Here is a 26,683-nt window from a genome sequence, read left to right on the forward strand (position 1 = left end):
CTTGCGAGGGGGCCGCATGAATTTTCTGCAGCAGGCTCTCGATTTCATCTTCACCGCGGCCAATTGGGCCGGGCCCGCCGGACTCGGTGCCCGCCTGCTCGAGCACCTGGAGTACACCGTCGTCGCAGTGGCGGCCTCGGCGGTGATCGCGATCCCGATCGGGTTGATCATCGGGCATACCGGGCGCGGCACCTTCCTGGTGGTCACCGGGGTCAACGCGTTGCGGGCCCTGCCCACGCTCGGGGTGCTGCTGCTCGGGGTGCTGCTGTGGGGGCTCGGGTTGGTGCCACCGACGGTCGCGCTGATGCTGCTGGGCATCCCGCCGCTGCTGGCCGGAACCTACGCCGGCGTCGCGAATGTCGATCCCGCCGTGGTGGACGCGGCCCGGTCGATGGGGATGACCGAACGCCGGGTGCTACTGCGGGTCGAGGTGCCCAATGCGCTGCCGCTGATCGTGGGAGGGCTGCGTACCGCGACGTTGCAGATCGTGGCGACCGCGACGGTGGCTGCCTATGCCAGCCTCGGCGGGCTGGGCCGGTATCTCATCGACGGAATCAAGGTGCGCCAGTTCCACATCGCGTTGGTGGGTGCGCTCATGGTGACGGCGCTGGCGTTGATCCTCGATGCCGCGCTCGCGTTCGCGGTGTGGCTGTCGGTGCCCGGTAGTGGCCGGTTGGGAGGATGGCGCCGGATGCCGCAGCCGTTGCTCGACGACGAGGTGGTGCTCGGGTCGCGGTCCGCGCGGCTTCGGCGCGGGAGTTCCGGACTCGGCTACGAAGGCCGAGCGCCGTCGCATACGGTAGAAGGGTGAGTGACCAGAAGGACAGTGCCTGGCCTGCCGTGTTGACGTGGCGGGCGCACGACGAACCTCGAATGGAGTCTGTTCGGGTTCAGTTGTCGGGCAACCGGATCAAGGCGTACGGCCGGATCGTGGCCGCCTCCACTGACGCTCACCCGGCGTTCTCGGCGTCCTATGACCTGGTCACCGATGAGACCGGCGCCACCAAGCGGCTGTCGCTGTCGGTCACCTTGGCCGAGCGTGAGCGGCAGCTCTCCATCGCGCGCGACGAAGAGAACATGTGGCTGGTGCAGGATCACAGCCAGACCAAACGGTCGGACTTCGGCGGGGCACTCGATGTCGACGTCGTGTTCAGCCCGTTCTTCAACGCCTTGCCGATCCGGCGGACCGGCCTGCATCAGCGGGCAGAGTCGATGACCCTTCCCGTGGTCTACGTCCGGTTGCCCGACTTCGCGGTGGAGACCGCCGACATCACTTACCGCAGCGCCGGACCCGACGTGCCCGGCGTGAAGCTGCGCTCGCCGCTCTCCGACACCACCGTCACCGTCGATCCCGACGGCTTCATCCTGGATTACCCAGGACTGGCTGAGCGGATCTGATCACCCCGCCGGCACGTCCGGCGGCCGCCAGTTCGGCGCGCCAGTTGTTGACGCCGACCACCGTGGTGATGATCTCGGGCCGGCTGAAACTGTCGTAACGCATGCGGGCGGCGTGACCCGTCTCGACCAGATCGGCCACCGAACCCGTGGCCGCCAGCGTGTCCTTGGCGCGGGTGAGCAGTTCGATGCCGTGCTCCAAGGCGGGCAGCAGTTGATCGGCATTGGCCTCACACATGGCGCGCACCAGGTCGGGCGCGCTGGCCGCCACCCGCGTGCCGTCGCGGAATGAGCCGGCCGCCAGCGCGAAGGCCAGCGGCACCTCGCCGGCGATCAAGGCCAGAGTTTCGGCGAACATGTGCGGCAGGTGCGAGATGGTGGCCGCGGCGGCGTCGTGCTCGTCGGAGCGGGCCGGCACCACGACCGCATGACAATCCAAGGCCAGCTGCGCAACCAGTGTCCACACCTTCGCGTCGACGTGATCGTCGACGCTGACCACCCACGGTGCGCCGGTGAACAGCTTGGCGTCACCGGCGGCCCAGCCCGAGTGCGCGGTGCCGGCCATGGGATGGCCGCCGACGAAGTTCGGCAGCAACCCGAACCTGCCGACCTCGTCCAGAACCGCTCCTTTGACACTGGTGACGTCGGTCAACGGGCACTGCAGCGCGGTTTCGCGGATGTGCTCGAGCAGCTGCGGCAGCGCGGGCATCGGCACAGCCAGCACGATCAGGGCGTTGCGGTCGGCGGCCCGGTGCAGCGCTTCGTCGAGGTTCTCGGTGGCGTCGAAACCGTCGAACGTCGCGGCCGCGACGGCTTCCACCGACCGGTTGTAGCCGAAGACCTCACGACCGGCCCGGGTGGCAGCGCGCATGAGGGAACCGCCGATCAGGCCGAGACCCAGCACGCACACGGGTGTGTTCGTCACGCTTCAAGGTTGGCATACCGGTGCTGGTGGTGCCGAGGGTGATCCCTGGTCAAAATCGCTGGTCGGCGACTACCGTAGGCGGGCATGGGAGCACAGCGTGCGCCGGCAGACCTGCCTGATGGCTTCGGGGTGGCCGTTGTCCGGGAGGACGGCAAGTGGCGGTGTGCGCCCATGCGTTCGGCATCGCTGAAGAGTCTGACCGCCGCCGAGACCGAGCTTCGTGAGTTGCGCAGCTCCGGTGCAGTGTTCGGGCTGCTCGACGTGGACGACGAGTTCTTCGTGATCGTGCGGCCGGCACCTGGCCGGACCCGGCTGCTGCTGTCGGATGCCACCGCCGCGCTGGACTACGACATCGCCGCGGAGGCCCTGGAGAACCTGGACGCCGACCTGGAAGAAGAGGACCTCGAGGACACCGACCCGTTCGAGGAGGGCGATCTGTCGGTGCTGTCCGACATCGGTCTGCACGAGGATGTGCTCGGCGTGATCCTGTCCGAGATCGACCTGTACGCCGATGAGCAGATCGGCCGGATCGCCCGGGAGATGGGCTTCGCCGACGAGCTGGCCGCGGTGCTCGACCGGCTGGGACGGTGAGAGCCTCAGACGAGGCCCTGATCCGCAGCGCACTGGAGGCCGCCCGCACGGCCGGTCCGCGTGATGTGCCGATCGGCGCGGTGGTGTTCGCCACCGACGGCACCGAGTTGGCCCGTGCCGCCAATGTCCGTGAGGCCACCGGGGATCCGACCGGCCATGCCGAGATCGTGGCGATGCGTGAGGCCGCCCGGGTGCTCGGCGACGGCTGGCGGCTCGAAGGCGCGACGCTGGCGGTGACCGTCGAACCGTGCACGATGTGCGCGGGCGCGCTGGTGTTGGCCCGGGTGGCGCGGGTGGTGTTCGGGGCGTGGGAACCCAAGACCGGGGCGGTCGGTTCACTGTGGGACGTGGTGCGCGACCGTCGGCTCAACCACCGTCCCGAGGTGGTCGGCGGGGTGCTGGCCGACGAGTGCGCGGCGCTGCTGGAGGAGTTCTTCGCGGCCCAGCGGTGATCCGCGCCGCCGAGCGTGAACAAGATCGCGAGTTTTCGCCCGATCTTCGCCATCTTCTTCACACTCACGGCCCGAGTGTGAGCGCCGGAGGCGCGATTAGGGCTTGACGGCCCTCGCCCGGTAAGCTGCCACACGGTGGCGTGTCCGAGCGGCCTAAGGAGCACGCCTCGAAAGCGTGTGACGGGTAACCCCCGTCCGAGGGTTCAAATCCCTCCGCCACCGCCATAGAAACCCGCACCTGTATCGCAGGTAGCGGGTTTTTTGTGGCTCCGGCGTCGCACCCTTTCCTGCGCACTGCGACGAGTGTGTAGGTTTTGGGTGCCGAGAAGGCGTGATCGAGGCGAAAAGCTACACGTTCGTCGCAGTGTTTGGCGCGGGACCTCTCGGCGGACTCTCCCTTGAGTCCCGCCCACCGGCGACAACCGCAGCACCGGGATGGTCCGAATTGCCACATCATCGCGATGTCACTGTCGGTTCTGGCATACCAGCGTTGAATGGGTCCATGGAACTGATGTCGCCCACCGATTCGATGTTTCTGATCGCCGAGACGCGGGAGCATCCGTTCCACGTCGGTGGCCTCGCGCTCTACGAACCTCCGGCGGGTGCGGACCGCGAATTCGCGCGGGAGTTGCACGCGGACATGGTGGCGCAGACGGATTTCGAGCCGGTGTTCCGCAAGCACCCGGCCACGATCCTCGGCGGAATCGCCAACTTCAGTTGGACTTACGACGACGACGTCGACCTCGACTACCACCTACGCCGGTCGGCGCTGCCGACTCCGGGCCGGGTGCGCGACCTGCTGGAGCTGACGAGCAGGCTGCACGGCGGCCTGCTCGACCGGCACCGTCCGCTGTGGGAGGCGCACCTGATCGAGGGCCTCGCCGACGGGCGGTTCGCGGTGTACACCAAGATGCACCACTCGTTGATCGACGGGGTGTCGGCGCTCAAGTTGCTGATGCGCACACTGTCGGAGGACCCGGCCGACACCGAGGTGCGGGTGCCGTGGGCGCTGCCGCGCAAGAAACGGCCACGCGAAAACTCGTCGCTGATGAGAACGGCCTCGGACGCGGTCGGCTCGGTCGCCGGGTTGGCGCCGTCGACGGTCAAGCTGGCCCGCTCGGCGCTGCTGGAGCAGCAGCTCACGTTGCCGTTCGCAGCGCCCAAGACCATGTTCAACGTCAAGATCGGTGGTGCGCGCCGGGTCGCGGCGCAGTCGTGGCCGTTGGAGCGGTTCCAGCGGATCTCGCGGTCCGCCGGATTCACCGTCAACGACGTGGTGCTCGCGGTGTGTGCCGGGGCGTTGCGGGCCTACCTGCTGGAGCAGGATGCGCTGCCTGACCGATCGCTGATCGCCATGGTGCCGGTGAGCCTGCGCGCCGAGCACGAGGCCGACGCCGGCGGCAATATGGTCGGCACGGTGCTGTGCAATCTGGGCACCGACCTCGAGGATCCGGCGGACCGGCTCACCGCGGTCGGCGAGTCGATGCGTGGCAACAAGAAGGTGTTCTCCGAGTTGCCCCGGGTTCAGGCCCTGGCACTGTCGGCGCTGATGATCGCGCCACTGGGTCTCAATGCGTTCCCCGGTTTCGTCAAGACCACGTCGCCGCCGTTCAACCTGGTCATCTCGAACGTGCCGGGCCCGCGGCATCCGTTGTACTGGAAGGGCGCCCGGCTCGACGGCAACTATCCGCTCTCGATCGCGCTGGACGGGCAGGCCATGAACATCACGTTGGCCACCAACGCCGACAATCTTGATTTCGGCCTGGTCGGTTGCCGGCGCAGTGTGCCGCACCTGCAGCGGATGCTCAGCCATCTTGAGGATTCCCTCAAGGCACTTGAGGTGGCGACGGGCTCCTGACCAAAGGCGTATTGGGTAGACCAAATAGTGTTCAGAGCGCAAAATGGTCTCCCGTGACGGACGACGGCGGTGCCTACCTCGGCAGGATGCGGATCCTTGATGCCAAGCCGGTGAACCTCGACGGCTTCAGCGTCGCCAATCCCGACTTCGGACTGGTCGCGATGTCCAGCCCGAACGACCCGGAACCGTCGCTGGTCATCGTCGACGGACTGGTCGTCGAGATGGACGGCAGGGCCGCGGCGGACTTCGACGTGATCGACGAGTTCATCGCCCGCTACGGCCTGGACCTCGATGTCGCGGCGGAAGCGATGGCGCTCAGTGACGTCGAATTGGCCCGGCTGACCGTCGATCTGAACGTCCCCCGCGCCGAGGTGGTGCGGTTGATCGGCGGCACCACCCCGGCCAAGCTGGCCAAGGTCATCGCGCTGCTCAGCCCCGTCGAGATCCAGATGGCGATGGCCAAGATGCGGGCCCGGCGCACCCCGAGCAACCAGGCGCACGTCACCAATCAGCTCGACGATCCGATGCTGATCGCCGCCGACGCGGCCAGCGCGGTGGCCTATGGATTCCGTGAGGTGGAGACGACGGTGCCGGTGCTCGGCGATGCGTCGTCGAATGCCGTTGCGCTGCTGATCGGCTCGCAGGTCGGTGTCCCCGGCGCGATGGCACAGTGCGCGATCGAGGAGGCGCTGGAGCTGCGGCTGGGGATGCGCGGGCTGACCAGTTACGCCGAGACCATCTCCATCTACGGCACCGAGCAGGTCTTCGTCGACGGTGACGACACGCCGTTCTCCAAGGCGATCCTGACGAGTGCCTACGCGTCGCGCGGTTTGAAGATGCGGGTCACCAGTGGTGGTGGCGCCGAAGTGTTGATGGGTGCGGCCGAGAAATGCTCGATTCTCTACCTGGAGTCGCGCTGTGTGTCGCTGGCCCGTGCCCTTGGCGCGCAAGGCGTGCAGAACGGCGGCATCGACGGGGTCGGGGTGGTGGCCTCGGTCCCCGAGGGGATGAAGGAACTGCTCGCCGAGAACCTGATGGTGATGATGCGGGATCTGGAGTCCTGCGCCGGCAACGACAACCTGATCTCCGAATCCGACATCCGGCGCAGCGCGCACACCCTGCCGGTACTGCTGGCCGGTGCGGATTTCATCTTCTCCGGCTTCGGCTCCATCCCGCGCTACGACAACGCGTTCGCGCTGTCCAACTTCAACTCCGACGACATGGATGATTTCCTTGTCCTCCAACGGGACTGGGGCGCCGACGGCGGACTGCGCACGGTGACGCCCGGGCACCTGGCCACGGTGCGACGGCGGGCCGCGACGGCCGTGCAGGCGGTGTACCGCGACCTCGGTCTGGCCGATTTCGACGACAGCCACATCGAAGAGGTGGTGGTCGCCAACGGCTCGCGCGATCTGCCGCCGGGCGATCCGAAGGCCGTCGCGGAGGCCGCCAACGCGATCGAGGCCAAGCAACTCACCGTGTTCGACATCGTCGCGTCCCTGCACCGCACCGGCTACACCGAAGAAGCCGAGGCGATCATGCGGCTCACCGTTGAACGCTTGCGCGGTGATCAGTTGCAGACGTCGGCGATCTTCGACGAGCAGTTCCGGGTGCTGTCCAAGGTCACCGATCCCAATGACTATGCCGGTCCGGGAACGGGTTACACGCTCACCGACCAGCGCCGCGCCGAGATCGACAACATCCGCCAACAGCGCAGCGCCGCCGAACTCACCACCGATCAGGCCGAGCATGCGGGCCACCTCGTGCTCACCGATGTCGAGCCGGCCCGCCAGGGCAGCGATCCGCGGGAGGTGGTCATCGGGCTGTCGCCGGCGCTGGGCCGCAGCGTCTGGCTGAGCCTGTGCGGCCTGCCGATCGGCGAGGTGATCCGGCAGCTGTGCGCCGGCCTGGAGGAGGAGGGCTGCGTGCCCCGGTTCGTCCGGGTGCGCTCGACCATCGACGTCGGCCTGATCGGGCTGACCGCGGCCAAGTTGTCCGGCTCTGGCATCGGAATCGGATTGCAGGGCAAGGGCACCGCGCTGATCCACCGGCGAGACCTGGCGCCGCTGGCCAACCTGGAACTGTTCAGCGTGGCCCCGTTGCTGACCGCGCGCAATTATCGTGAGCTCGGTCGTAACGCGGCGCGGCACGCCAAGGGCATGGCGCCGGTACCGATTCTCACCGGCGGCACCGACGAGTCGATCTCGGCCCGTTATCACGCCCGTGCGGTGGCCCTGGTGGCGCTGGAACGTGAGGCGAGCGAGCCGGGGCAGGCGCCCGTGACTGTGGAGGTACGCCGGGCATGAGCGAGCAGAGATTCACCGTCGCCGCGGCCGTCGACGGCAAGCTGGACCTGTCGGATCTGCGGATGGACCCGACGGTGCTCGCCCATCAGGCGGTGGTGGCCGAGGAGCACGGCAATCCGCAGCTCGCCGAGAATTTCTTGCGCGCAGCCGAATTGGCGATCATCGACGACGAAGAGGTGATGGGGTTGTATGAGGCGTTGCGCCCGCACCGGTCCACCGCCGCCGAACTCGACGCGCTGCAGGCCTCGCTGGAGACCCGCGGGGCAGCCCGCTGTGCAGAACTCGTGCGCCAGGCGGCTGCGGTGTACGCCCGGCGGGGCCTGTTGCGGTGACGCTGCCCGATTCCCGGCCGACCGGTCAGGTCGTCGCCGGTGTCGACGTGGGCAACCACACCACCGAGATCGTTCTGGCCCGGGTTGCCGATGGCAGGGTCGTACCGATCGCCCACGGCCAGGCACCGACCCGCGGCCGTAAGGGGTCTCGGGAGTCGCTCGAGGGCGCGGCCGCGCTGCTGCACCGCATCGAGGTCGATGCCGAGACGGTGGCCGATGAACTGGCGCTCTCGGCGATTCGACCGGTCGACACCGAGACCGCGCCGCTGGCACCCGCACCGTCGCCGCGCGCACCGGTACGAAGCCTGCGCAAACCTGATGCCAGTACCCCGGCCGGCACCGGTTTCGCGGTCGGCCGACACGTCGCGCTGCAGAACCTGATCGGGCCGCCGCACGACGGCCCGGTGATCGTCTCGGTGGATACCGACACCGACTTCGAAGACGCGGCCGCCGGGATCACCGCCGCCGTCGAGCGGGGCTGGACGGTGACCGGTGTGCTGGCTGCCCAAGACGATGCGGTGTTGATCCGCAACCGGATTCACCTCGACATCCCCGTCGTGGACGAGGTGGTCCTGGACGGCCTGACATCCGGCGCGTTGGTGGCGGTGGAGGTGGTGGCCGAGGGGCGGGCCTACCGGGCGCTGGCCGATCCGATCGCGCTGTGCGCGGCGCTGGAGCTGGGCCATGAGCAGATTCACGACGTGGCCGCGTTCACCAGGGAGCTTTCGGACTCGCCGGCGATCGCGGTGACGCCACGCACCGAGCCGCCGGAGCCGCCCGCAATGGACGACGACTACGTCGAGTTCCGCACCGACGGTGAGGTGACGCGTTATTCACCGGCGCAGGCCCACACCCTCCTGCGTCGCGAACCACCGGGCAGCGTCGTGCGGGTCCGGCTGCGGACGATACCGACCGCAGATCACGAAATGCCCGTCGACGACGCCTTTTTCACCGATCTCGCCGCACTGGACAACGGAACGTGGCTGCGTCGCGGCGTCGCCGAGGCCCGCGGCACGGTGGTGGCGTTGCTGGCCGCCGACCACGTCGAGGACGCCGCGGCCACCCTGGCCGAGTTGACCGGGCGGCCGGCCCGCACCGTCGCAGGAGAACCGGAAGCGGCCGCACGCGGTGCCCGCACCACACCTGGTCTGCCGCCGGACGCGGTGGTGTGCGACATCGGCGGCGGCACCATCGATCTCATCGGCGACGAGCACACGGTGACCGCCGCAGGTGCGGGGGAGACGATCACGGTGGCGGTGGCCCGGATGCTCAACATTCCGAAGGCGCTGGCCGAGCGGGTCAAACGCAGCCCGGCGATTCGCGTCGAGGGCCCCCACGTCGCGCACGAGGAGGACGGGCGGCGCCTCTTTCTCGACGCACCCGCGCCGGCTGACGCGATCGGCCGGCTGTGCACCCGCGGCACCGCCGGGTTGGTGCCGTTCTCCACCAAACTCGCCGCCGAGGAATGGCGCAGCCTCCGGTTGGCGATCAAGCAGGAGACGGTGGCCGCCAACATCGCTCGCTGCCTGAGGGTTTTCGAGAAGATGCCGACCGCGCTGGTGCTGGCCGGCGGTGGCGCCCTCGACGACGAGTTGCTGCGCACCGTCGGCGAATCCCTGCGCAGCGTCGACGTTGTGGTGGGGCGGGCCAATATCGACGGCGTGCACGGTCCCCGGTTCGCCGTCGCCTCGGGGTTGGTCCATCTCTGCGCGGAGTCAGCCGGCGAGCGCCGGACGTAAGAAATCGCCGGAGATCTGCACCGCGGGTGTCGAGCTGTCGCCGCCCACCACCAGGGTGGCGAACGCGATGTCACCGGCGATGCCGGCGAACCACCCGTGGGCATTGGCCTCAGAATCGGCCCCGCCGCCGAATTCCGCGGTCCCGGTCTTGCCGCCCAGATCGGCGATGTCGCTGAGCTGCGTGGCGGTGCCCTCGGTCACGGTTTTGCGCATCATGTCGCGCAGTGCCGAGGTCACGTCGGCCGGCAGGGGCACCGATTCGGTGTCGGCGGTGACCTTTTCCCCGTCGACCAGGCTGGGCAGGATCGTCGAGCCGTGCGCCAAACTTGCTTCGGCCACCGCGAGACCGAACGGGCTGACCGTCACGGTGCCCTGGCCGATGCCGTTCTCCACTTTCTGGGCGGCGTTGTCCGCGTTGGGCACCCGGCCGGTCACCGTGGTCAGGCCCGGGATCGTGAAGTCCACGCCGATACCGAACTGATGCGCGGTGTTGGTCAGTGCGTCGCCGGGAAGCTTGTCCGACAGTGCCGCCATGCTGGTGTTGCAGGAATGGGAGAACGCCGACGCCAACGGAACGGTCCCGAGGTCGAACTCGTCGTCGTTGGGGATCGTGCGGTTCTCGATGGTCAACTGGCCGGGGCAGGCCACCGGGGTTTCCGGGGTCGCCAGGCCCGCTTCCAGCGCGGCCGCGGTGGTGATGGTCTTGAACGTCGACCCCGGCGGGTACAAACCCGAGAATGCAATCGCGCCTTGGGGATCCGCGGCGGCATTCTGTGCGGCGGCCAGGATGCCGCCCGTCGAACCGGAGATCGCCACCACCACGGCGGGGCGGGTCTCCTTGGCGACGGCCTGCTGCGCCAGCAGCTGAAGCCGCAGATCCAGCGTCGTGTGTAGGGGATCGGTCTCGGCCGGTGGTTGCGAGGCCAGCCGTTGCGCCGCCGCGCCCTTCCCGTCGACCAGATAGACCGACCAGCCCGCCCCCTTGGTGATCCGGTCATGCCACAACTGCTGCAGGCCGCCGATGGCCGGGGAGGACAGCTGCCGGTCAGCCGTCAGGAGTTCCCCTTGTTCGGCCACGGTGACCCCGGGGATCTGACCGAGTTGATCGCGCACCTGCGCGAGATCGTCTTCGCGCAACTTCATCACCGTCACACGGTCATCGGACGTCGACGCGAACTGCGTGCCGATGGATTCGGCGGTGGTGGAGGCATCGAACGGGACCAGCAGCGCAGCCAGTGGTGCCGCGGAATCCAGGTGTGTCCGGTCCAGGGTGATCACGCCCACCGTCTGCCACGTCATCAGCGGCTGGCCGGTTCGGTCGAGCACGGGGGTCTGCAGATCACTGTCGGTGCTGTACTGAAACGTCAAGCCGTCCTGGAGGTTTCGCTGCAGCAGGGTCGGTGACCAGGTGATCAGCCAGTCGTCGCCGGTTTTGGCGGCGGTACCGGTGGTGTCGTAGGCGAACTCGCGACCCTCGCCCCACGACCACTGGTACTTGAGGTTCGCGCCGGTCTCGTCACCGTCGTCGGACTCGGCACTCACCGTGACCGCCGCCGCCTCGCCCATGCCGTCGAACATCGAGGTGATTGCCGCCTCGGCCGCCGCGGGGTCGTCGGTCTGCGCGGCGGCACCGTGAGCGTCTTTGCGTTGCAACGCATCGGCGAACGCGGCAAACCGGTCAGCCGGGTCCGGCGCCGACGAACATCCGACGATGGAGAGCAACAAGCCGAGCAACAGCAACACGATGCTGGCGGGACGGTGCCGTCGAATCATGCCTCCAGCTTTCCAGCTGGGCCTGCCCTATTTCTGATCTGCGCTTTTCTCGGCGTGTGCGCGGGTCTTGCCTGTGGTCTTGGCGGGGGCCTTCTCGGCCGACTTGTTGACGGACCTGTCGACGGACTTTTCGGTGGCCGCCTTGCGATGCTTGCCCACGTACCCGCGGACCCGGTCGGGTTTGTCAGTGGCGCGTTCGGTGCGGACGGCGTGGTTGGCGGTCGATCTGGTGATCTTGCCCTTCTGTTCGGAGGTTTCCGACTTCTCGGTGTCTGCCGGCTCCGTTGCGGCGGCCTTGGGTTCGTCGTCGGCCTTCTCGGTCGCAGTGGTAAGTGCTTCGGCTTCGGCGACTTTGGTTTCGGCGGTGGCGGTCTCTTCGGCGGTGACGGTCGAGGTGGTCAGGCCCATGGTGCTGCGCAGCTTGGTCCGCGCCACCGTGATGGCTGCCGGGGACGGGGTCGCCGTGTCGGCCGGTTCGCCGACGTCCTCGGGGACGTCGACGCTCCCATTGGTGTTGTCTTGGCGAGGTGTTACCGGCGTCAGACCCTTGAGTGGAGTTTTCGCCGGGGTCGACTCCGGTTGCTGCTGCCGCTCATCCGGTTGAGTCGTCGGCAACTCTGAGGCCGGGGGCTGCACGGCGGGGCCGCCGACCCCGTACATACCGGCCGAGGTGGTGCCGAACGGGCGTCCCATGCCGGCCGCCTCGAACCCGTCGTCGAGCCCGACGGGGATCGCGTTGATGAAATTGGCGAGGTCGGTGATCGGATTGGAGATCCGGAACAGCCGGGCCGCCGCGTCGGTGCCCGGACTCAAGGTGCGGTCATAGCCTTGCTCGACGACGACGCGCAGGGGCGCATCCAGGGCCAACAGCAGTGGCCGGGGGATGCCGATCTGTTCGAGCGGACGCAACAGTGGCAGCAGGCCGGTGCCGACGGTGTAGTAGGTGGTGTCCCGGTAGGTGTCGGTGTCGGTGTTGGGGGCGCCCGGGGCCAGGTCTGTGTCCGGATCCACCGTGGTCTCGTAATTGCCGTGCAGATAGACGATCCCGAGCACCGCGTTGGCCGTCGCGAACACGTTCAGCGGATACATCGGGAAATCGGCCCAGCCGTCGTACTGCTGGGTGACGTCGTAGGTGGTGGGCGGGTCGCCTTCTTCCCAACCTGGGCTGGTGGTCGGGGCCGGGCCGGACAGTGGGATGTCCAGGAACGGAATCGTGAAGCCGCGGAAGCGCGACAAGATGCCGCCGTTGGGCCGGGTCGGGTTGGACACCATGACGTAGGTGATGTTGCCGTTGGTGGTGTTCGCCTTGTACTGGCTGAGGATCACCGCGCTCTGCGAATATCCGACGAGCACCAGGTGTTCGTCGGGGTCTTCGGCGGCGACGCGCTGGCCGAGCCGGTCGAGGCCTTGCTGCACCGACGCCCCGTAGGTCAGATCATTGAAGCCGCCGTGCGAGACCGGCCAGAAGCCGCCGTTGTACTCGACCTGGTCGCCGCTCATCCAGTCGTCGCCGTTGTCGACGGCCACGTCGCCCGGCGTACCGGTGGTCTGGGTGATGACGCCGTTGACGAAGTTGACGAAGAAGGTGTCGTCGTCGGTGTAGCCACCGATCTTCGTGCCCCGCATGTACAGCGATTGGGCGAGCAGTTCCGTCGGCGCCGGCACGATCGGCAGTGGTATCGGCCCGGCGCCGGACCAGGCGATGGTGGCAGCTCCGAGCGGCGCCGCGATGGCCATGCCCAGCGAACTCATCTTCCAACCCATCTGCGACGTCTCCTCATAAGCTGCCCGGACACCGTTCCGCATCGGCGTCGGTGTCGTATCCCCAGTCCGCACAGCATTTTGCACGAAGAATCCGCGCGGTGTGGCAGAACTGTAACGGTTTGCCTGCTGGGGGATGACGCCCCGTCAGGACCAGGCCGGGGCAATCGATGGAGATCTTGATTTGCCCTGAGGGCCGGGCCGGGCAGAGAACGTGTGGGCCCGGCCTCGGCCGAGCCCACACCGTGATTTGCGCGTTTGCTAGGGGCAGGTGACGGCGATGTCGAACGGCATGTCCACCGGCGCGCCCGGCTCGTTCGGATCGATACCCATACCGTTGCCGGTGATCGTGTAGCCCTTGCCATCGCGTGCGGCCACGACCGGCGCGCCGGACAGGCCGGAGAGGTAGGTCAGCGACGCACCCTCGCCGTTCACGTCACCGATGTTCACCGACTGCACCGTGGGGGCCTCGCCCTCGGTCAGCACGACGGAGGTGGGCATCTTGCCCTCGACGTTGATGGTGGTCAGTCCGTCCTTGGTTTCGCAGCTGACGCTGGTGATCGGGCCGGCGTCGTTTGGTCCGAAGGTGACCCGGGCTTCACCGGTCTTTCCCGAGGAGTTCGATTCCTGCGAGGAGCATCCGGCGACTGCGGCCAGAAACAGGACACATCCGGTGGCGGCGACGATTCCGCGGCTTATGACCAAATTCACGTCCGCAGTATGGTGCGTCCGCCCCCATGACGGAAATCGGACGCGCATCCGGTTGAATACCGGGTGTGGACCAGCCGTATTTCACCGTCGAGGCCGAGTTGGATGGCCGCTTCGGTCGGGTCGGCACCATCCACACTCCGCATGGCGATATCCACACGCCTGCGTTCATACCGGTCGGCACCGCGGCCACCGTCAAATCGGTGCTGCCCGAGACCATGAAACAGATTGGCGCCCAGGCGATCCTGGCCAACGCCTACCACCTGTACCTGCAGCCCGGCCCGGACATCGTGGCCGAGGCCGGTGGTTTGGGGGCGTTCATGAACTGGCCGGGTCCGACGTTCACCGACAGCGGCGGCTTCCAGGTGATGTCGCTGGGTGTCGGGTTCAAGAAGGTCCTGGCGATGGACACCGAGCGGCTGCAGGCCGACGACATCATTGCCAAGGGCAAAGAACGGCTGGCTCACGTCGACGACGACGGGGTCACGTTCCGCTCCCATCTGGACGGCTCGAAACACCGGTTCAGCCCGGAAGTTTCGATCGGCATCCAGAACCAGCTCGGCGCCGACATCATCTTCGCGTTCGACGAGCTCACCACCTTGGTCAACACCCGCGGCTACCAGGAACGCTCGGTGCAGCGCACCCATGAGTGGGCGGTGCGGTGCGTGGCCGAGCACCACCGGCTACAGACCCTCTCACCGGAGCGGCCCCGGCAGGCACTGTTCGGGGTGGTGCAGGGTGCCCAGTACGAGGATCTGCGCCGGCAGGCCGCCCGTGGCCTGGCCACGATCGGCGAGCAGGCGGGTCCGGCGGAGGGGCTGAGCTTCGACGGCTACGGGATCGGCGGCGCCCTGGAGAAGCAGAACCTGGCCACGATCGTCGGCTGGGTGAGCAGTGAGCTACCTGCCGACAAACCCAGGCATCTGCTCGGCATCAGCGAGCCTGACGATCTGTTCGACGCGATCGCCGCGGGCGCGGACACCTTCGACTGTGTGTCCCCGTCACGGGTCGCCCGTAACGCCGCGGTGTATTCGGCGACCGGGCGGTTCAACATCACCGGCGCGAAGTACAAGCGGGATTTCACCCCGATCGACGCCGAATGTGACTGCTACACGTGTGCCAACTACTCGCGCGCCTACATCCGGCATCTGTTCAAGTCCAAGGAGATGCTCTCGGCGACGCTGTGCACGATCCACAACGAACGGTTCGTGATCCGGTTGGTCGATCAGATCCGCGCGGCGATCGCCGCCGGTGAGTTCGATGCGCTGCGCGCCGACGTGCTGGGTCGGTACTACGGCGCCTCGGTGAGCTGATGCCGCGTTCGCGCCGGTAACGCTGTGGTGATTCCAGCGTCGATCTGCCGCCGCCACGTTACCCACGCGGTGTTGACCGCACCGCCGACCGCGACTTAACTTACAAATCGTAAGTTGAACGGCGGGGAGGCAGCCATGGGCGGGACGGACCGATATGTGGTGATCGGCGGCGGCCTCGCCGGGCTGGCTGCCGCGGTGTGGCTCAGTGAGGCGGGTGAGAACGTCACCGTGCTGGAGCGCCGCGGTCAACTCGGCGGCCGCACCCATGCGATGCGGGCCGACGCGGTCGACGACATTCCGGACAACGGACAGCACGTGATCGCCAGCGGTTATCAGCACCTCTACCGCTATCTGACCAGCGTCGGCACCCGCCAGTACCTCGAATTTCCCAAGAACTCGACATTGCGCTGGCCCGACGGGCGCAAAGTCACCATGCAGACCACGGGTGCCGGGGCGATCCGCACATTGTTCGGGGTTCATCCCGATGCGGGCTGGGCCGATCGCCTTCGGGCTGCGCGGGCGACGGTACGCCTGGGCTGGCAGGCGCTGAGGCCACCGGCCGATCTGGCCGACATCTCCACCGAACAGTGGTTCGAGCGGGTCGGGATGCCCGCACCGGCCCGAGAAGCATTGTGGGACTGGCTGGCGCTGGGCATCGCCGCCGAGCCGGTGGCCCGGGAATCGGCCAAGGTGTTCGCCAACGTGATGGCCACCGGCATCCGGCTGGGTATCAAACACCGCACCCCGGTCACCATCGGTTATCCCACCGTCGACCTGGACACGCTGTATGTCACCGGTGCGCTGAAGGTGTTCGCCGAGCGTGGTGTCGAAGTCCGCTACCGCGCGGTGGCCCGCAAGATCGTCATCGAGGACGGCGCTGTCACCGGTGTGCTGCTGGCCGACGGCACCGCGATCCCCGCCGATGCGGTGGTCTGCGCCGTACCCAACTCGAACATCGGCGGCCTGCTCGACGATCTGCCCGAGCATCCCGAAATCTATGCCGCCGCCGACAAGTTGGGTTACACACCGATCGTCAGCACCAATCTCTATCTCGACCGCCCGTTGGGTACCGAGTCGGCGTTCGAGGGCTTGATCGGCGGCACCGGCGTCATCGACGAGGTCTTCGACCGCCAGATCATGCACGGCCGCAACACCGACCAGGCTTGGCTGTACTGCCTGACGACCAGCGGGGCCTACGAGCAGATCCACAAGAGCAACGACGAGATCGTCGACGAGCAGATGGCCCTGCTGCGTCGGTACTATCCCGCTGCCCGGGATGCGAAAGTGGTTCAGGCGCAAGTGGTCAAGATGCCCAAGGCGACGTTCTCCCAGGTGGTCGGCACGGATGCACTGCGCCCGTCGCAACGCACTTCGGTGCCCTCACTCGTACTGGCCGGGGATTGGACGGCCACCGACTGGTCGGCCACGATGGAAAGCGCCGTGCAGAGCGCTGCCAAGGCCGTGGACCTGCTGCGGGAACGCCGGCCATGACCCGGCGCCGGCTCAGCGCGGCGGATCGTCGGGCGCAACTGCTCGACGTCGCCCGCGACATCGTGGCCGACGGCGGCTATCCCGCATTGACCATCGAGCGGGTCGCCGGCCAGGCCGGTGTCACGAGAACGGTGGTCTACCAACAGTTCACCGATCTGCCCGGTCTGATGACCGCACTACTCGATCGGGAATCGGCCATCGCGTTCGCGGGAATGAGCACAATGGATCACCCTGATCTCGACCCGGACGATCTCGGCCGCGGTGTTCTGGACTACCTGCATGCGGCGCCGACGAGTTGGCGCCTCATCTTGCGTCCGCCCGACGGTTCACCGCCACAGGTGCGTGAGCGCATCGAACTGGGCCGCAGTTATGCCCGGAAGGTCTGCGCCCGGCAGTTGTCCCGGGCCGTCGGTGGGCAGATCGACCCGGACGGCCCCGAGGTGCGAATCCTGTTGGCCGCCATCGAAGAACTTGCGCTCATCCACCTGGACGACCCGGAGGGTCACCCCGACGAGACGGTGCTCGCCTACCTGCGCTCCCTGGTCGCCTGGGCAGTTGACAGAACTAGAGCGGGTTGAGAATCCGCTGCAGGAACTGGCGGGTGCGTTCTTCTCTCGGATCGCCGATCACCGAGGCCGGTGGTCCCTGCTCCAGGATCACCCCGCGGTCGGTGAACAGCACCTGATCGGAAACCTGACGGGCGAACTGGATTTCGTGGGTGACGATGACCAGCGTCCAGCCTTCGACGGCCAGGTCCCGGATCACCCCGAGCACCTCGCCGACCAACTCCGGGTCCAGTGCCGAGGTCGGCTCGTCGAACAACACGACCTCGGGTCGCAGCGCGAGGGCGCGGGCGATGCCGACGCGCTGCTGCTGCCCACCCGAGAGTTGGTACGGGTATTTGTCCTGCTGGTCGGCCAGCCCCACCTGTCCGAGCAGTTCGGCCGCCTCGGCCACCACCTCGTCCCGCGGCCGTTTCTGCACCACCAGCGGACCTTCGGTGACGTTCTGCAGCACGGTCTTGTGCGGAAACAGGTTGTGGGACTGGAACACAAACCCGCTCTGCGCGCGGTAGCGACGCAGCTGATCCTTGGCCACGGGCTTGGCGAAGTCCAGTTCGGTGTCACCGACCCGGATCACGCCGGAATCGGCCACGTCGAGCGCGTTGAGCGTGCGCAACAGCGTGGTCTTGCCCGACCCCGAGGGGCCGATCACCGTCGTCGCCGACCCCTGCGGCACCGTGAACGACACCCCTCTGAGCACCTGGTAATCGCCGAACGCCTTGTGCACGTCGGCGGCGACGATTCGGTCTTGTCGTTCAGTGGTCATCGCGCAACGTGCCTTTCCAGTCGGCGTTCGAGCCGGCTCTGGCCGAACGACAGCACCAGGCAGATCACCCAGTAGTAGATCGCGGCCGTGCCGTAGAGGGCGAAGAATTCGAAGGTCGGTGCCGCGATGATCTGGGCCTGCCGCAACAGTTCGGTGACCAGGATCGTCGACGCCAGCGAGGTGTCTTTGACGAGGGAGATCAGCGTGTTCGACAACGGCGGGACCGCCACCCGGGCGGCCTGCGGCAGGATGATGCGCCGCAGCGTGCCGGTGTAGTTCAGCCCGATCGTCTCGGCGGCCTCCCACTGTCCCTTCGGGATGCTCTGGATCGCCGAGCGGATGATCTCGGCCGCATAGCCGCCGACGTTGAGGCTGAAGGCGATCACCGCCGCCGGGAACGGATCGATCTTCACCCCGAACTCGGGCAGCGCGAAGAACACGATGAACAACTGCACCAACAGTGGGGTGCCGCGGATGATCGAGATGTAGAACCGCGCAACGGAACTGAGGATCCGGTTGGAGGACAGCCGGGCCAGCGCCACCGCCAGTGCGATCACCAGGCCGATCACGAAGCTGACGAGGGTGAGCGGGATCGTCATGGTGATCGCCGCTTTCAGCAGCGGGCCCAGGCTGTCGAGCACCAGTTGCCCCGTCGACCGTGGTTGCGCCGCGGTCTCGGACGCACCTGTGGCGTCAGCCTTGAGGTAGCGCTGCGAGATGGCGGCCAACGTCCCGTCGGCGCGCAGCTCGTCGAGGGCTTTGTTGAGGTCGGGCAGAAGCCCGCTGTTCTTCCGCGCGGCGAACCCCTGTTCGGCCTTCTCGCCGACCTTGCCGGCGATCTTGACGGTGGTGTCCCCGGTCTCGGCGAGGTAGGCGTAGACGGCGATGCTGTCGTTGACCACCACGTCGACCCGGCCCTGGTTGAGCAGCTTGATGGCCTGGGTGAAACCTTCGACGGCTTCCACCCGGGCGCCGGCCGCCCGCGCGATCTCCGACCAGTTGCTGGTGGCGTTCTCGGCGGCCACCTTGCCCTTGAGATCTGCCAGGGAGGTGATCGAGTTGTCGTCGGCGCGGGTGACGATCACCCCCTCGCCGACCGAATACGGTTCGGACAGGTCGTACTTCGCCTTGCGTTCGTCGTTGATGGTCACCTCGTTGGCGACGACGTCGAACCGGTTGGCCTCCAGGGCGGCGAAGATCGAATCCCAGGGTGTTTCAACGAATTCCACGCGGACACCCAGTTTGTCGGCGACCGCGCGGGCCACGTCGACGTCATAGCCGGTGAGCTGTCCGGTGGCGGCGTCGTGATAGCTGAACGGCGCGTACACACCCTCGGTGCCCACGCGCAGCACGCCGGAGCCCAGTGGCCCGTCGGCGTTGTCGGCCTTCGATCCGCACGCGGCGCCCAGAAAAGTGGCGAGCAGGATGCAGGCGAGCAGGATCCTCTTCAGGACGCTTTTCGGGGGGAAGCTCACTGCCGCAACCTAGCAATATCGGCCGGCGGGGCGAAGGTTTCCGCTCACGCGGATGCGCTAGGCCGCCCGATAAATCCACGGGTGGCGTGGCAGTTGTGCCGGGTCGAACCGGTCCAGCATCCCGTCGGGATCCAAGGCCGGCCAGCCCAGCGAGGCACTGATCTGCTCCAGTGCGGTCTCGACGCCGATCTCGGCCAGGGTGACGGCGCCGTCCCGCTTGGCCAGCCGGGCACCGTCTTCGTTGAGCACCAGCGGCACATGGGCGTAGACCGTCTCGGGATAGTCGAGCAACCGGGCCAGGTAAGCCTGACGTGGCGATGAGCTCAACAGGTCATCGCCGCGGACCACCTGGTCGACGCCGCCGGCGGCATCGTCGACCACCACGGCCAGGTTGTAGGCGGGGACCCCGTCGCCGCGGCGTACCACGAAATCGTCGATGACCCCGGTGTACTGCCCGTGCAGCAGGTCGGTGACGGTGCCGACGAAGGTGTCGGTACGCAGCCGTAGCGCCGGAGGTCGACCGGTCTCCGCACGGCGCGCGACGCGTTCGGCTGCGGTCAGCTCTCGGCAGGTACCCGGATATGCGCCCTCGGGGGCATGCGGTGCCCGCGGCGCCTGCGCGATATCTCTACGGCTGCAATAACATTCGTACAGCAGGCCGCGCCCGGACAATTCGTCGATCACCGCGTCGTAACGATCCGGATGCTCCGATTGCCATTGCGCCGGCTCATCCCAGGTCAACCCGATCGCGGCCAGATCCGCCACCTGACGGTGCCCGATCTCGGGAAAAGTCCGGTCGTCGAGATCTTCGACCCGCAGCAGGAACCGCCGCCCGGTCGAGCGGGCGAACAACCACGCCAGCACCGCGGTACGCAGGTTGCCGATGTGCAGGTCGGCCGACGGGCTCGGCGCGAACCGCCCGGCCGGGCTCAGGTTCACGTCCGCAATCTATAGCGTGGTTCAGTCGCGGTCCCAGGGCGGCGTCTCGCCCATCTTCTTGTAGTACTTCGCCAGGTGACTCTTGACCCGGTCGATGTCGTCCTTGGGCAGGTCGATGCCGCCGCGGGCACCGTCCATGATGCCGCCGGCCGCCATGACGCCGCGGGGCACGGCCTCGAGCTTTCCGCCGACCACATCGGCGATCAGCAGCTTGTACCCGGTGAAGTTGTCCTTCGCGTTCTTGTCGTACCAGACGTGGGCGTCACGGTATTTCTCGTTCGGTTCGTCCTGCGCGTCGGCCCACTTGCGAACCCGTTTGTCGGCGGCATCGCCGTCCCATTCGCGGTCCCGGTCAGCCAGCGGCAGGTCCTGAAATGCGGTCACAGACATGGTGGTGGCATGCCCGAGGGCGGCGGTCGGTAAACGGGGTCGGCTAGCGTCGGGGCCATGATCGAGCGGCGTATCAGCGGTGGGGCGATCCGGGTCGAGGAACGCGGTGGGCTGGTGCGGGCCCGGGGCATTCCCTACGGCAGCGCCGCGCGGTTCGGACCGGCACAGCCGGCCTCCTGGCCTGGGGTGTTGGACGCGACGCGTCCGGGCGCCGCCTGCCCGCAGCGGCCGTCGCGGCTGGCCGGGGTGACGGGTGCGGTGCTCGACGGTCTGTCGACGAGCGAGGACTGCCTCGTCCTCTCCGTCACGGCTCCCGCGGACGCCGATCGGCTGCCGGTCATGGTGTGGTTCCATGGCGGCGCATACGTCACCGGTAGTGGCGAATCCGCCAAGTACGACGCGGGCAGACTGGTGCATGACGGCAATGTGGTGGTGGTCAACGTCAGCTACCGGCTGGGCATCTTCGGCTATCTGACCCCGCCGGATGCCGGGGGCGAGGACAACCTCGGGCTTCGTGACCAGATGCTGGCGCTGCGCTGGGTGCGCGACAACATCGCCGCGTTCGGCGGTGATCCGGCCAACGTCACGGCGTTCGGTCAATCTGCGGGCGGGCACTCGGTGTGGTCGTTGATGTTGTGCGAGGAGGCCGAAGGCCTGTTCCACCGTGCCATCGTGCAGAGCGCCCCGTTGGGCCTCGGTCACGACCGCGACGCCCTGGCGCAGGTCATGCGGCAGGCGACGGCGAGGGCACTGAGCGGGACGGCCCCGGCAGAGGCGTCAGTGGAGCAGTTGCTGGCGGCCGAGGCCGAGGCGGTCGCCGCGGCTCAGCCGTTCGGTCAGCTCAGCGGCATGCCGTTCGCGCCGCTGCTCGGCCATCAGCCCTTGCCCGCTCCCGCCGACGTGGCTGACCGGATTGCCAAGGCGGCCCGGCGAATCGACCTGTTGGTCGGATACACGCGTGACGATGCCGCGCCGTTCGTGGCGCTGCTGGGCCAGGCCGTCGAGCCCGCGACATCCGAGGCGCTGACAAAGCTGCTTTTCGGTGACCCCGCCGAAGAACTGGCCGCCACCTGGATCGGGCACGGCGGTCGCGCCGTGTCCTACCGATTCGATTGGACCCCCGACGGTGCCCCGCTGGGTGCGAGCCACTGTATGGAGCTGCCGTTCCTGATGGGGTCCGCCCAGTCCTGGTCGGATGCGCCGATGTTGGGTCCGGCGCGGTCGATCGATGAGCAACTGGGGAACGAATTGCGTACCCGCTGGACGCAATTCGCCCACCACGGGGCCGGATCACTACCGCCTGGTCCCTTGGTGTTCGGCTGATTCCAATCTTGATAAAGTTTCGGCAAAAATCCGACCTGGTGGTGCTGATGGTGATGACGGGCGCAGAAACGCCGCTGCGCGGTCGCGCCAGCGAATGTACGGCGCTTCGAGGGTTGGTGTCCGGTGCCGGTTCGGGCGGCAGCGCCGTGCTGGTGCTGCGCGGTGAGGCCGGGGTCGGCAAGACCGCGCTGCTGGACTATGTGGTGGGGGAGGCGGCCAGGTTCCGGGTCACCCAGGTGTCGGGAATTCAATCCGACATGGAACTCGCCTTCGCCGGATTGCATCATCTGTGTGCGCCGCTGCTGGACCACCTCGATGAGCTTCCCGAGCCGCAGCGTGAGGCGCTCTCGGTGGCCTTCGGCCGCGGCGTCGGCCCGGTGCCGGACCGGTTCATGGTCGGCCTGGCGGTGTTGAGCCTGTTGGCCGCCGCCGCGGACGAGAAGCCGCTGTTGTGCGTGATCGACGATGCGCAATGGCTCGACCAGGTGTCGGTGCAGACCCTCGGTTTCGTGGCGCGGCGGCTGCTGGCCGAGCCGGTGGTGCTGGTGTTCGCGGTGCGTGACGGCCACGACGGTGCCGCCGACGTGCTGCCCGGCCTGCCCGAGCTACGGATCGAGGGCCTGTCGGACAGCGACGCCAGGGATCTGCTGGATTCGGTGGTGGTGGGGCGGATCGATGAGCGCGTCCGTGACCGGCTCATCGCCGAAAGCCGCGGCAATCCGCTGGCACTGCTGGAAGTGCCGCGCAATGTCTCGGCCGAGGAGCGCGCCGGTGGCTTCTGGATCGTCGGGACGCGACCTTCGGTCGGGCAGGTGGAGGAGGGCTTCGTCCGCCGCATCCAGTCGTTGCCTGCGGATACTCGTCAGTTGGCGCTGCTCGCCGCGGCGGATCCGGTCGGTGATCCGGTGGTGTTCTCCCGTGCCGCAGGGTATTTGGGTATCGGAATGGATGCGTTGGCGCCGGCCGAGTCTGCCGGCGTGATCGAGTTCGGCCCCCGCATGCGGTTTCACCACCCGCTGGTCCGGTCGGCGGCCTATCGGGCGGCGGACGTGGCCGACCGTCGGGAAGTGCACCGCGCCTTGGCCTTTGCCACCGACCCCGAACTCGATCCCGACCGCCGGGCCTGGCATGCGGCAAACGCTGCGGCCGGTCCCGACGACGCGGTGGCCGCCGAACTGGAAGCGTCGGCGTGGCGTGCGCAGGCGCGTGGTGGAATCGCTGCTGCCGCATCTTTTCTGGAGCGCGCGGCGGTGCTGACTGCCGACTCCGGCCTACGTGGCGCCCGGGCGATCGCGGCCGCAGAGGCCAAGCGAGATGCGGCAGCGCCGGGGGCTGCCTACGAGCTGCTGGCCCTTGCCGAGCTGAATCCGCTGACCGAACTGCAGCGGGCCCAGGTGGGCCGGCTGCGGGCGCAGATGGAGTTCACCCACAGTCGGGGCGGTCAGCCTGGAGCGCCACCGGTGCGGCATGCGGCGGCCCTGCTGCTCGAGGCTGCCCGGCGGCTGGAGACCCTCGACGACGAGCTGGCCCGGGAGACCTACATCGAGGCGTTGGCCGCCGCGATGTTTGCTTCGCGTAGTCAACCTGAGGCTTTGGTCGTCGCCGCCGAGGCGGCACGCACCGCTGTTTCCGGGATCGCCGATCCGACGCGGCCCATCGACTTCCTGCTCATCGGCATGGCGAATCTCATCACCGACGGGCTTCCTGCGGCGGCCGGCCCGCTGCGTACCGCGCTGGAGCTGTGGTGTGAGCACTCCCTGCGCCACGATGGCCGGGCACTGCACTGGCTGGCCTTGGCCTTTCCGATCGTGCACGAATCCGCTGCCCATGAGATCTGGGACGACGACTTGGTCGACCGGCTGGCCACGGACATGGTGGGCTATGCCCGCGCCACCGGCGCGTTGGCCGTCCTGCCGCCGGCGATCGCGTACCAGGCCGGTGTGCAGACACACAAGGGCGAATTCGTCACGGCCGCAAGGATCATGGAGGAGGCCGACTCGATCTCTCGGGCCATCGGCCACAGTCCGATGAAGTACCACAAGGTGGAGCTGGCCGCTTGGCGCGGTGATCTCACCGAGGCAGGCGACCTCATCGAGGCGGGTATGGCGGAGGGGACCGCCAAGGGCGAAGGCCGGCTGCTCGGGGCAGCCGGTTATGCCGCCGCAGTGCTGTACAACGGCTTGGGCCGCTACGAGGAGGCCCTGGCGGCTGCCAAACAAACGTGCGAGTTCCACGACATCGGGTTCTACTGCTGGACCCTGATCGAGCTGGCCGAGGCCGCCATGCGGGTAGGCGAGCGGGATGTCGCAGAGGACGCCGTGCGGCGGTTGGATGTCTGTGCGGCTTCCAGTGGAACCGATTGGGGGCTGGGCTTATTGGCCGCGGCACGAGCACTCGTGGCCGACGATACCGAAGCAGACGTGCTGTTCAAGGAGTCTGTCGAGCGCCTGAGCCGTACGCGTATCGGCGTGCAATTGGCCCGGACCCATCTCCGATACGGGGAATGGTTGCGTCGCCAGAAGCAGCGGACCAGCGCCCGTGAACACCTCAATGTCGCATACGACATGTTCACCAAGATGGGCGCCAAGGGATTCGCCGAGCGGGCCCGCCGCGAGCTGACTGCCACCGGCGGAAAGGTGCGCAAACAGCCGTTGGCCTCGGGCGACGAGTTGACCGCACAGGAGGCGCAGATCGCGCAACTGGCGCGCGACGGCCTGACCAATCAGGAGATCGGCGCGCAGCTGTTCATCAGCACGCACACCGTCGAGTGGCACCTGCGCAAGGTCTTCGTCAAGCTTGGTGTCAGCTCGCGCCGGCAGCTGCGGTCCGTGTCGTGGACTGCGTGAACCACGGGGTTTCAAGGGTCCGGAACGCCATCGCAGCCGTCAGGCTCGTCACATGGCAACGATCTTGCTGCAGACCACCATCCCGGCGAACCCCGACGATTGGGATGTCAGCCGCTTCACCATGTTGGCTGCCGAGCTGCGGGCAGCCGGGCACGAGGTGCTCGCGCGCAACCGGACCGATCACGGCGAGCAGGATCCGGTGCTCAGCCATCTCGACGAACTCGGGTTCGACCAGCTCTGGTTGATGGCCGTCGAAGTCGGTCACGGCCTGACGCCCGAAGAGTGCGCGGCGATCGGCCGGTTCCGAGAGCTCGGCGGCGGGGTGCTGACGGCCCGTGACCATCAGGACCTGGGCAGCTGCCTGCTGGGCCTGGGTTCGCTGGGGCGCATCAACGAGTTCCACGACGCCGGCCTCGATCCGGCGTCGCGATGCGACGATCAGGACAATCCGCACATCTCATGGCCCAATTACCACTCGGGCGCCAACGGGGACTATCAGCCGGTGCTGGCACCGCCGCCCGTGCACGCTCTGTTGCGCACCGCCAGGACCGCCAGCGGACGTATCGAGTGGTTCCCGGCCCATCCGCACGAGGGTGCGGTCTCGGCCGCGGTTCCGTTCGCCACCGTGGTGGCGCAGGGCCGCAGCACCGCGACGGGCCGGGTGTTCAACCTGGCAGTCGCTCTCGATGGTGAGCACACCCCAGACGGGAAGGTGATGGGTCGGGCCGTGGCGGCCTCGACCTTCCACCATTTCGCCGATTACAACTGGGATCTGGACTGCGGGGCACCCTCGTTCGTCACCGACCGGCCGGGCTGTCAGATCAAGGCGGATCCGTCGCGGCTGGCGGTGTTCAAGGATTACGTCCGGAATCTGGCGGTGTGGCTGCAGCCGTCCGGTCAGGAGAGTCCCGGCACGATGTCGTGGAGGTGAAATGCCACCGGCTGCTCGAGCTGTTCGTAGGTGCACGAGTGCGGGTCGCGGTCGGGTCGCCACCGGTTGAACTGTGCGGTGTGCCGGAACCGCCGTCCCTCCATGTGGTCATAGCGCACCTCGACCACCCGCTCGGGCCGCAGCGGTACGAACGACAGATCCTTGCCGGCGTTCCAGCGTGACCCGCCGCCATATCTGCGGGCCGCATCCGGGTCGGCGGCCACCTGGGCGGCCCAGTTCCACGGGTGCTGCTCGAAACTCGTGACCAGCGGCTGTAATTCGTCGAACAGTTTTCGGCGGGTAGGCATCGGGAAGGCTCCGATGACGCCGACGGACGCGAGCGTGCCATCGTCCTGATAGAGCCCGAGCAGCAGCGAGCCGATGGCGTCGTCCGCGGATTTGTGGACGCGGTAGCCGGCCACCACACAGTCGGCCGTGCGCTCGTGCTTGATCTTGACCATCTCCCGCTTGCCCGGCAGGTAGGGGCCGTCGAGCCGCTTGGCGATCACGCCGTCCAGGCCGGCCCCCTCGAAGGTCTGCAACCACTGCGCGCCGAGTTCGGGGTCGACGGTGGTCCGGGTGACGTGGCACCGGACCTGATGTGCGACCGCGTCGACGAGCGCCTCGCGACGCACCCGGAACGGCTCGCCCAGCAGCGACCGGTCGCCCGTGGCCAGGGCGTCGAAGCCGATGAAGTGCGCCGGGGTCTGCTCGGCGAGCAGCTTCACCCGGCTGGCCGCCGGATGGACGCGTTGCGACAGCGACTCCCAGTCCAACCGGATCCGGCCGTCGACCTCACGCGGCAC

At 67.8% G+C, this 26,683-nt stretch carries 23 protein-coding genes and 1 tRNA gene; 15 read left to right on the forward strand and 9 right to left on the reverse strand.

Features of this window, described 5'->3' with window-relative positions:
• Nucleotides 1–16: 16 nt before the first annotated feature.
• Together A5740_RS23610 and A5740_RS23615 are read left to right on the forward strand one after the other, a co-directional pair.
• Nucleotides 17–811 (forward strand): ABC transporter permease, encoded by a 795-nt coding sequence (locus A5740_RS23610; RefSeq protein WP_076198120.1) that lies wholly within the window; start codon nucleotides 17–19, stop codon nucleotides 809–811.
• Nucleotides 808–1,398, forward strand: coding sequence for a putative glycolipid-binding domain-containing protein (locus A5740_RS23615; protein WP_076198121.1), 591 nt, complete (start codon nucleotides 808–810; stop codon nucleotides 1,396–1,398). Before A5740_RS23610 ends, A5740_RS23615 begins: the two co-directional genes overlap by 4 nt.
• On the opposite strand, the gene A5740_RS23620 is transcribed toward A5740_RS23615, so the two are convergent.
• The gene (locus tag A5740_RS23620; protein WP_076198122.1) at nucleotides 1,361–2,305 is read right to left on the reverse strand and encodes a prephenate dehydrogenase; all 945 of its coding nucleotides are present in this window, start codon (nucleotides 2,303–2,305) and stop codon (nucleotides 1,361–1,363) included. The genes A5740_RS23615 and A5740_RS23620 overlap by 38 nt on opposite strands.
• Before the next feature lie 99 nt (nucleotides 2,306–2,404).
• Between A5740_RS23620 and A5740_RS23625 the strand changes: the two genes are divergently transcribed.
• From A5740_RS23625 to A5740_RS23655, 7 genes are all read left to right on the forward strand, one after another.
• The gene (locus tag A5740_RS23625; protein WP_076198124.1) at nucleotides 2,405–2,911 is read left to right on the forward strand and encodes a tRNA adenosine deaminase-associated protein; all 507 of its coding nucleotides are present in this window, start codon (nucleotides 2,405–2,407) and stop codon (nucleotides 2,909–2,911) included.
• Complete coding sequence (locus A5740_RS23630; RefSeq protein ID WP_076198126.1) at nucleotides 2,908–3,363, forward strand: nucleoside deaminase; 456 nt, start codon at nucleotides 2,908–2,910, stop codon at nucleotides 3,361–3,363. Before A5740_RS23625 ends, A5740_RS23630 begins: the two co-directional genes overlap by 4 nt.
• A 134-nt stretch (nucleotides 3,364–3,497) precedes the next feature.
• A tRNA-Ser gene (locus tag A5740_RS23635) sits at nucleotides 3,498–3,588 on the forward strand.
• A 277-nt stretch (nucleotides 3,589–3,865) separates the two neighbouring features.
• Nucleotides 3,866–5,221 carry a wax ester/triacylglycerol synthase family O-acyltransferase gene (locus A5740_RS23640; protein ID WP_076198128.1) on the forward strand — a complete coding sequence of 452 codons (1,356 nt, stop codon included), beginning with the start codon at nucleotides 3,866–3,868 and terminating at the stop codon, nucleotides 5,219–5,221.
• Nucleotides 5,222–5,307: 86 nt separating this feature from the next.
• The gene (locus tag A5740_RS23645) at nucleotides 5,308–7,527 is read left to right on the forward strand and encodes a propanediol/glycerol family dehydratase large subunit (protein WP_076198164.1); all 2,220 of its coding nucleotides are present in this window, start codon (nucleotides 5,308–5,310) and stop codon (nucleotides 7,525–7,527) included.
• On the forward strand, nucleotides 7,524–7,859 hold the full coding sequence (locus tag A5740_RS23650) for a diol dehydratase small subunit (RefSeq protein ID WP_076198130.1): 336 nt from the start codon (nucleotides 7,524–7,526) through the stop codon (nucleotides 7,857–7,859). The genes A5740_RS23645 and A5740_RS23650 overlap by 4 nt, the downstream gene beginning before the upstream one ends.
• Entirely contained in the window at nucleotides 7,856–9,598 is a 1,743-nt protein-coding gene (locus A5740_RS23655) for a diol dehydratase reactivase ATPase-like domain-containing protein (protein ID WP_076198132.1), read from the forward strand. The genes A5740_RS23650 and A5740_RS23655 overlap by 4 nt, the downstream gene beginning before the upstream one ends.
• On the opposite strand, the gene A5740_RS23660 is transcribed toward A5740_RS23655, so the two are convergent.
• From A5740_RS23660 to A5740_RS23670, 3 genes are all read right to left on the reverse strand, one after another.
• A complete protein-coding gene (locus A5740_RS23660) occupies nucleotides 9,575–11,371 on the reverse strand; it encodes a penicillin-binding transpeptidase domain-containing protein (protein ID WP_076198134.1) in 1,797 nt (598 codons plus the stop codon). The two genes, A5740_RS23655 and A5740_RS23660, sit on opposite strands and share 24 nt — an antisense overlap.
• 27 nt (nucleotides 11,372–11,398) lie before the next feature.
• The gene (locus A5740_RS23665) at nucleotides 11,399–13,135 is read right to left on the reverse strand and encodes a PE-PPE domain-containing protein (RefSeq protein ID WP_217696710.1); all 1,737 of its coding nucleotides are present in this window, start codon (nucleotides 13,133–13,135) and stop codon (nucleotides 11,399–11,401) included.
• Nucleotides 13,136–13,393: 258 nt separating this feature from the next.
• Entirely contained in the window at nucleotides 13,394–13,843 is a 450-nt protein-coding gene (locus A5740_RS23670) for a lipoprotein LpqH (protein ID WP_076198138.1), read from the reverse strand.
• A 65-nt stretch (nucleotides 13,844–13,908) separates the two neighbouring features.
• On the opposite strand from A5740_RS23670, the gene tgt reads away from it, so the two are divergent.
• From tgt to A5740_RS23685, 3 genes are all read left to right on the forward strand, one after another.
• Entirely contained in the window at nucleotides 13,909–15,153 is a 1,245-nt protein-coding gene (gene tgt / locus A5740_RS23675) for a tRNA guanosine(34) transglycosylase Tgt (protein WP_076198140.1), read from the forward strand.
• A gap of 135 nt (nucleotides 15,154–15,288) precedes the next feature.
• Nucleotides 15,289–16,644 (forward strand): hydroxysqualene dehydroxylase HpnE, encoded by a 1,356-nt coding sequence (gene hpnE / locus A5740_RS23680; protein WP_076198142.1) that lies wholly within the window; start codon nucleotides 15,289–15,291, stop codon nucleotides 16,642–16,644.
• Nucleotides 16,641–17,222, forward strand: coding sequence for a TetR/AcrR family transcriptional regulator (locus tag A5740_RS23685; protein WP_076198144.1), 582 nt, complete (start codon nucleotides 16,641–16,643; stop codon nucleotides 17,220–17,222). The genes hpnE and A5740_RS23685 overlap by 4 nt, the downstream gene beginning before the upstream one ends.
• Here A5740_RS23685 and A5740_RS23690 read toward each other — a convergent pair.
• From A5740_RS23690 to A5740_RS23705, 4 genes are all read right to left on the reverse strand, one after another.
• Entirely contained in the window at nucleotides 17,209–17,973 is a 765-nt protein-coding gene (locus tag A5740_RS23690) for an amino acid ABC transporter ATP-binding protein (protein ID WP_076198145.1), read from the reverse strand. The genes A5740_RS23685 and A5740_RS23690 overlap by 14 nt on opposite strands.
• Nucleotides 17,970–19,382, reverse strand: a complete 1,413-nt coding sequence (locus A5740_RS23695; protein WP_254849317.1) for an ABC transporter permease subunit — start codon at nucleotides 19,380–19,382, stop codon at nucleotides 17,970–17,972. Before A5740_RS23695 ends, A5740_RS23690 begins: the two co-directional genes overlap by 4 nt.
• A 123-nt stretch (nucleotides 19,383–19,505) precedes the next feature.
• On the reverse strand, nucleotides 19,506–20,387 hold the full coding sequence (gene gluQRS / locus A5740_RS23700) for a tRNA glutamyl-Q(34) synthetase GluQRS (RefSeq protein ID WP_076198146.1): 882 nt from the start codon (nucleotides 20,385–20,387) through the stop codon (nucleotides 19,506–19,508).
• A 21-nt stretch (nucleotides 20,388–20,408) separates the two neighbouring features.
• Complete coding sequence (locus A5740_RS23705; RefSeq protein ID WP_076198147.1) at nucleotides 20,409–20,777, reverse strand: hypothetical protein; 369 nt, start codon at nucleotides 20,775–20,777, stop codon at nucleotides 20,409–20,411.
• 57 nt (nucleotides 20,778–20,834) lie between these two features.
• Between A5740_RS23705 and A5740_RS23710 the strand changes: the two genes are divergently transcribed.
• Genes A5740_RS23710 through A5740_RS23720 form a run of 3 tightly spaced genes read left to right on the forward strand, consistent with a single transcriptional unit; the run spans nucleotide 20,835 to nucleotide 25,877 of the window.
• A complete protein-coding gene (locus A5740_RS23710; RefSeq protein WP_076198148.1) occupies nucleotides 20,835–22,100 on the forward strand; it encodes a carboxylesterase family protein in 1,266 nt (421 codons plus the stop codon).
• A gap of 47 nt (nucleotides 22,101–22,147) precedes the next feature.
• Complete coding sequence (locus A5740_RS23715; RefSeq protein ID WP_076198168.1) at nucleotides 22,148–24,946, forward strand: LuxR family transcriptional regulator; 2,799 nt, start codon at nucleotides 22,148–22,150, stop codon at nucleotides 24,944–24,946.
• 52 nt (nucleotides 24,947–24,998) lie between these two features.
• Entirely contained in the window at nucleotides 24,999–25,877 is an 879-nt protein-coding gene (locus A5740_RS23720; protein WP_076198149.1) for a hypothetical protein, read from the forward strand.
• On the opposite strand, the gene A5740_RS23725 is transcribed toward A5740_RS23720, so the two are convergent.
• Nucleotides 25,844–26,683: ATP-dependent DNA ligase (locus A5740_RS23725; protein ID WP_076198150.1), on the reverse strand; the 840-nt coding region annotated here is incomplete at its 5' end. The genes A5740_RS23720 and A5740_RS23725 overlap by 34 nt on opposite strands.

The organism is Mycobacterium sp. GA-1841 (assembly GCF_001954135.1).
Taxonomy (GTDB): Bacteria; Actinomycetota; Actinomycetes; order Mycobacteriales; family Mycobacteriaceae; genus Mycobacterium.

Coding starts and splice junctions, on each gene's coding strand:
- A5740_RS23610 (WP_076198120.1), top strand. CDS start 17: ATGAATTTTCTGCAGCAGGCTCTCGATTTCATCTTCACCGCGGCCAAT.
- A5740_RS23625 (WP_076198124.1), top strand. CDS start 2,405: ATGGGAGCACAGCGTGCGCCGGCAGACCTGCCTGATGGCTTCGGGGTG.
- A5740_RS23640 (WP_076198128.1), top strand. CDS start 3,866: ATGGAACTGATGTCGCCCACCGATTCGATGTTTCTGATCGCCGAGACG.
- A5740_RS23645 (WP_076198164.1), top strand. CDS start 5,308: ATGCGGATCCTTGATGCCAAGCCGGTGAACCTCGACGGCTTCAGCGTC.
- A5740_RS23650 (WP_076198130.1), top strand. CDS start 7,524: ATGAGCGAGCAGAGATTCACCGTCGCCGCGGCCGTCGACGGCAAGCTG.
- A5740_RS23660 (WP_076198134.1), bottom strand. CDS start 11,371: ATGATTCGACGGCACCGTCCCGCCAGCATCGTGTTGCTGTTGCTCGGC.
- A5740_RS23665 (WP_217696710.1), bottom strand. CDS start 13,135: ATGGGTTGGAAGATGAGTTCGCTGGGCATGGCCATCGCGGCGCCGCTC.
- hpnE (WP_076198142.1), top strand. CDS start 15,289: ATGGGCGGGACGGACCGATATGTGGTGATCGGCGGCGGCCTCGCCGGG.
- A5740_RS23685 (WP_076198144.1), top strand. CDS start 16,641: ATGACCCGGCGCCGGCTCAGCGCGGCGGATCGTCGGGCGCAACTGCTC.
- A5740_RS23690 (WP_076198145.1), bottom strand. CDS start 17,973: ATGACCACTGAACGACAAGACCGAATCGTCGCCGCCGACGTGCACAAG.
- A5740_RS23705 (WP_076198147.1), bottom strand. CDS start 20,777: ATGTCTGTGACCGCATTTCAGGACCTGCCGCTGGCTGACCGGGACCGC.
- A5740_RS23710 (WP_076198148.1), top strand. CDS start 20,835: ATGATCGAGCGGCGTATCAGCGGTGGGGCGATCCGGGTCGAGGAACGC.
- A5740_RS23715 (WP_076198168.1), top strand. CDS start 22,148: ATGGTGATGACGGGCGCAGAAACGCCGCTGCGCGGTCGCGCCAGCGAA.
- A5740_RS23720 (WP_076198149.1), top strand. CDS start 24,999: ATGGCAACGATCTTGCTGCAGACCACCATCCCGGCGAACCCCGACGAT.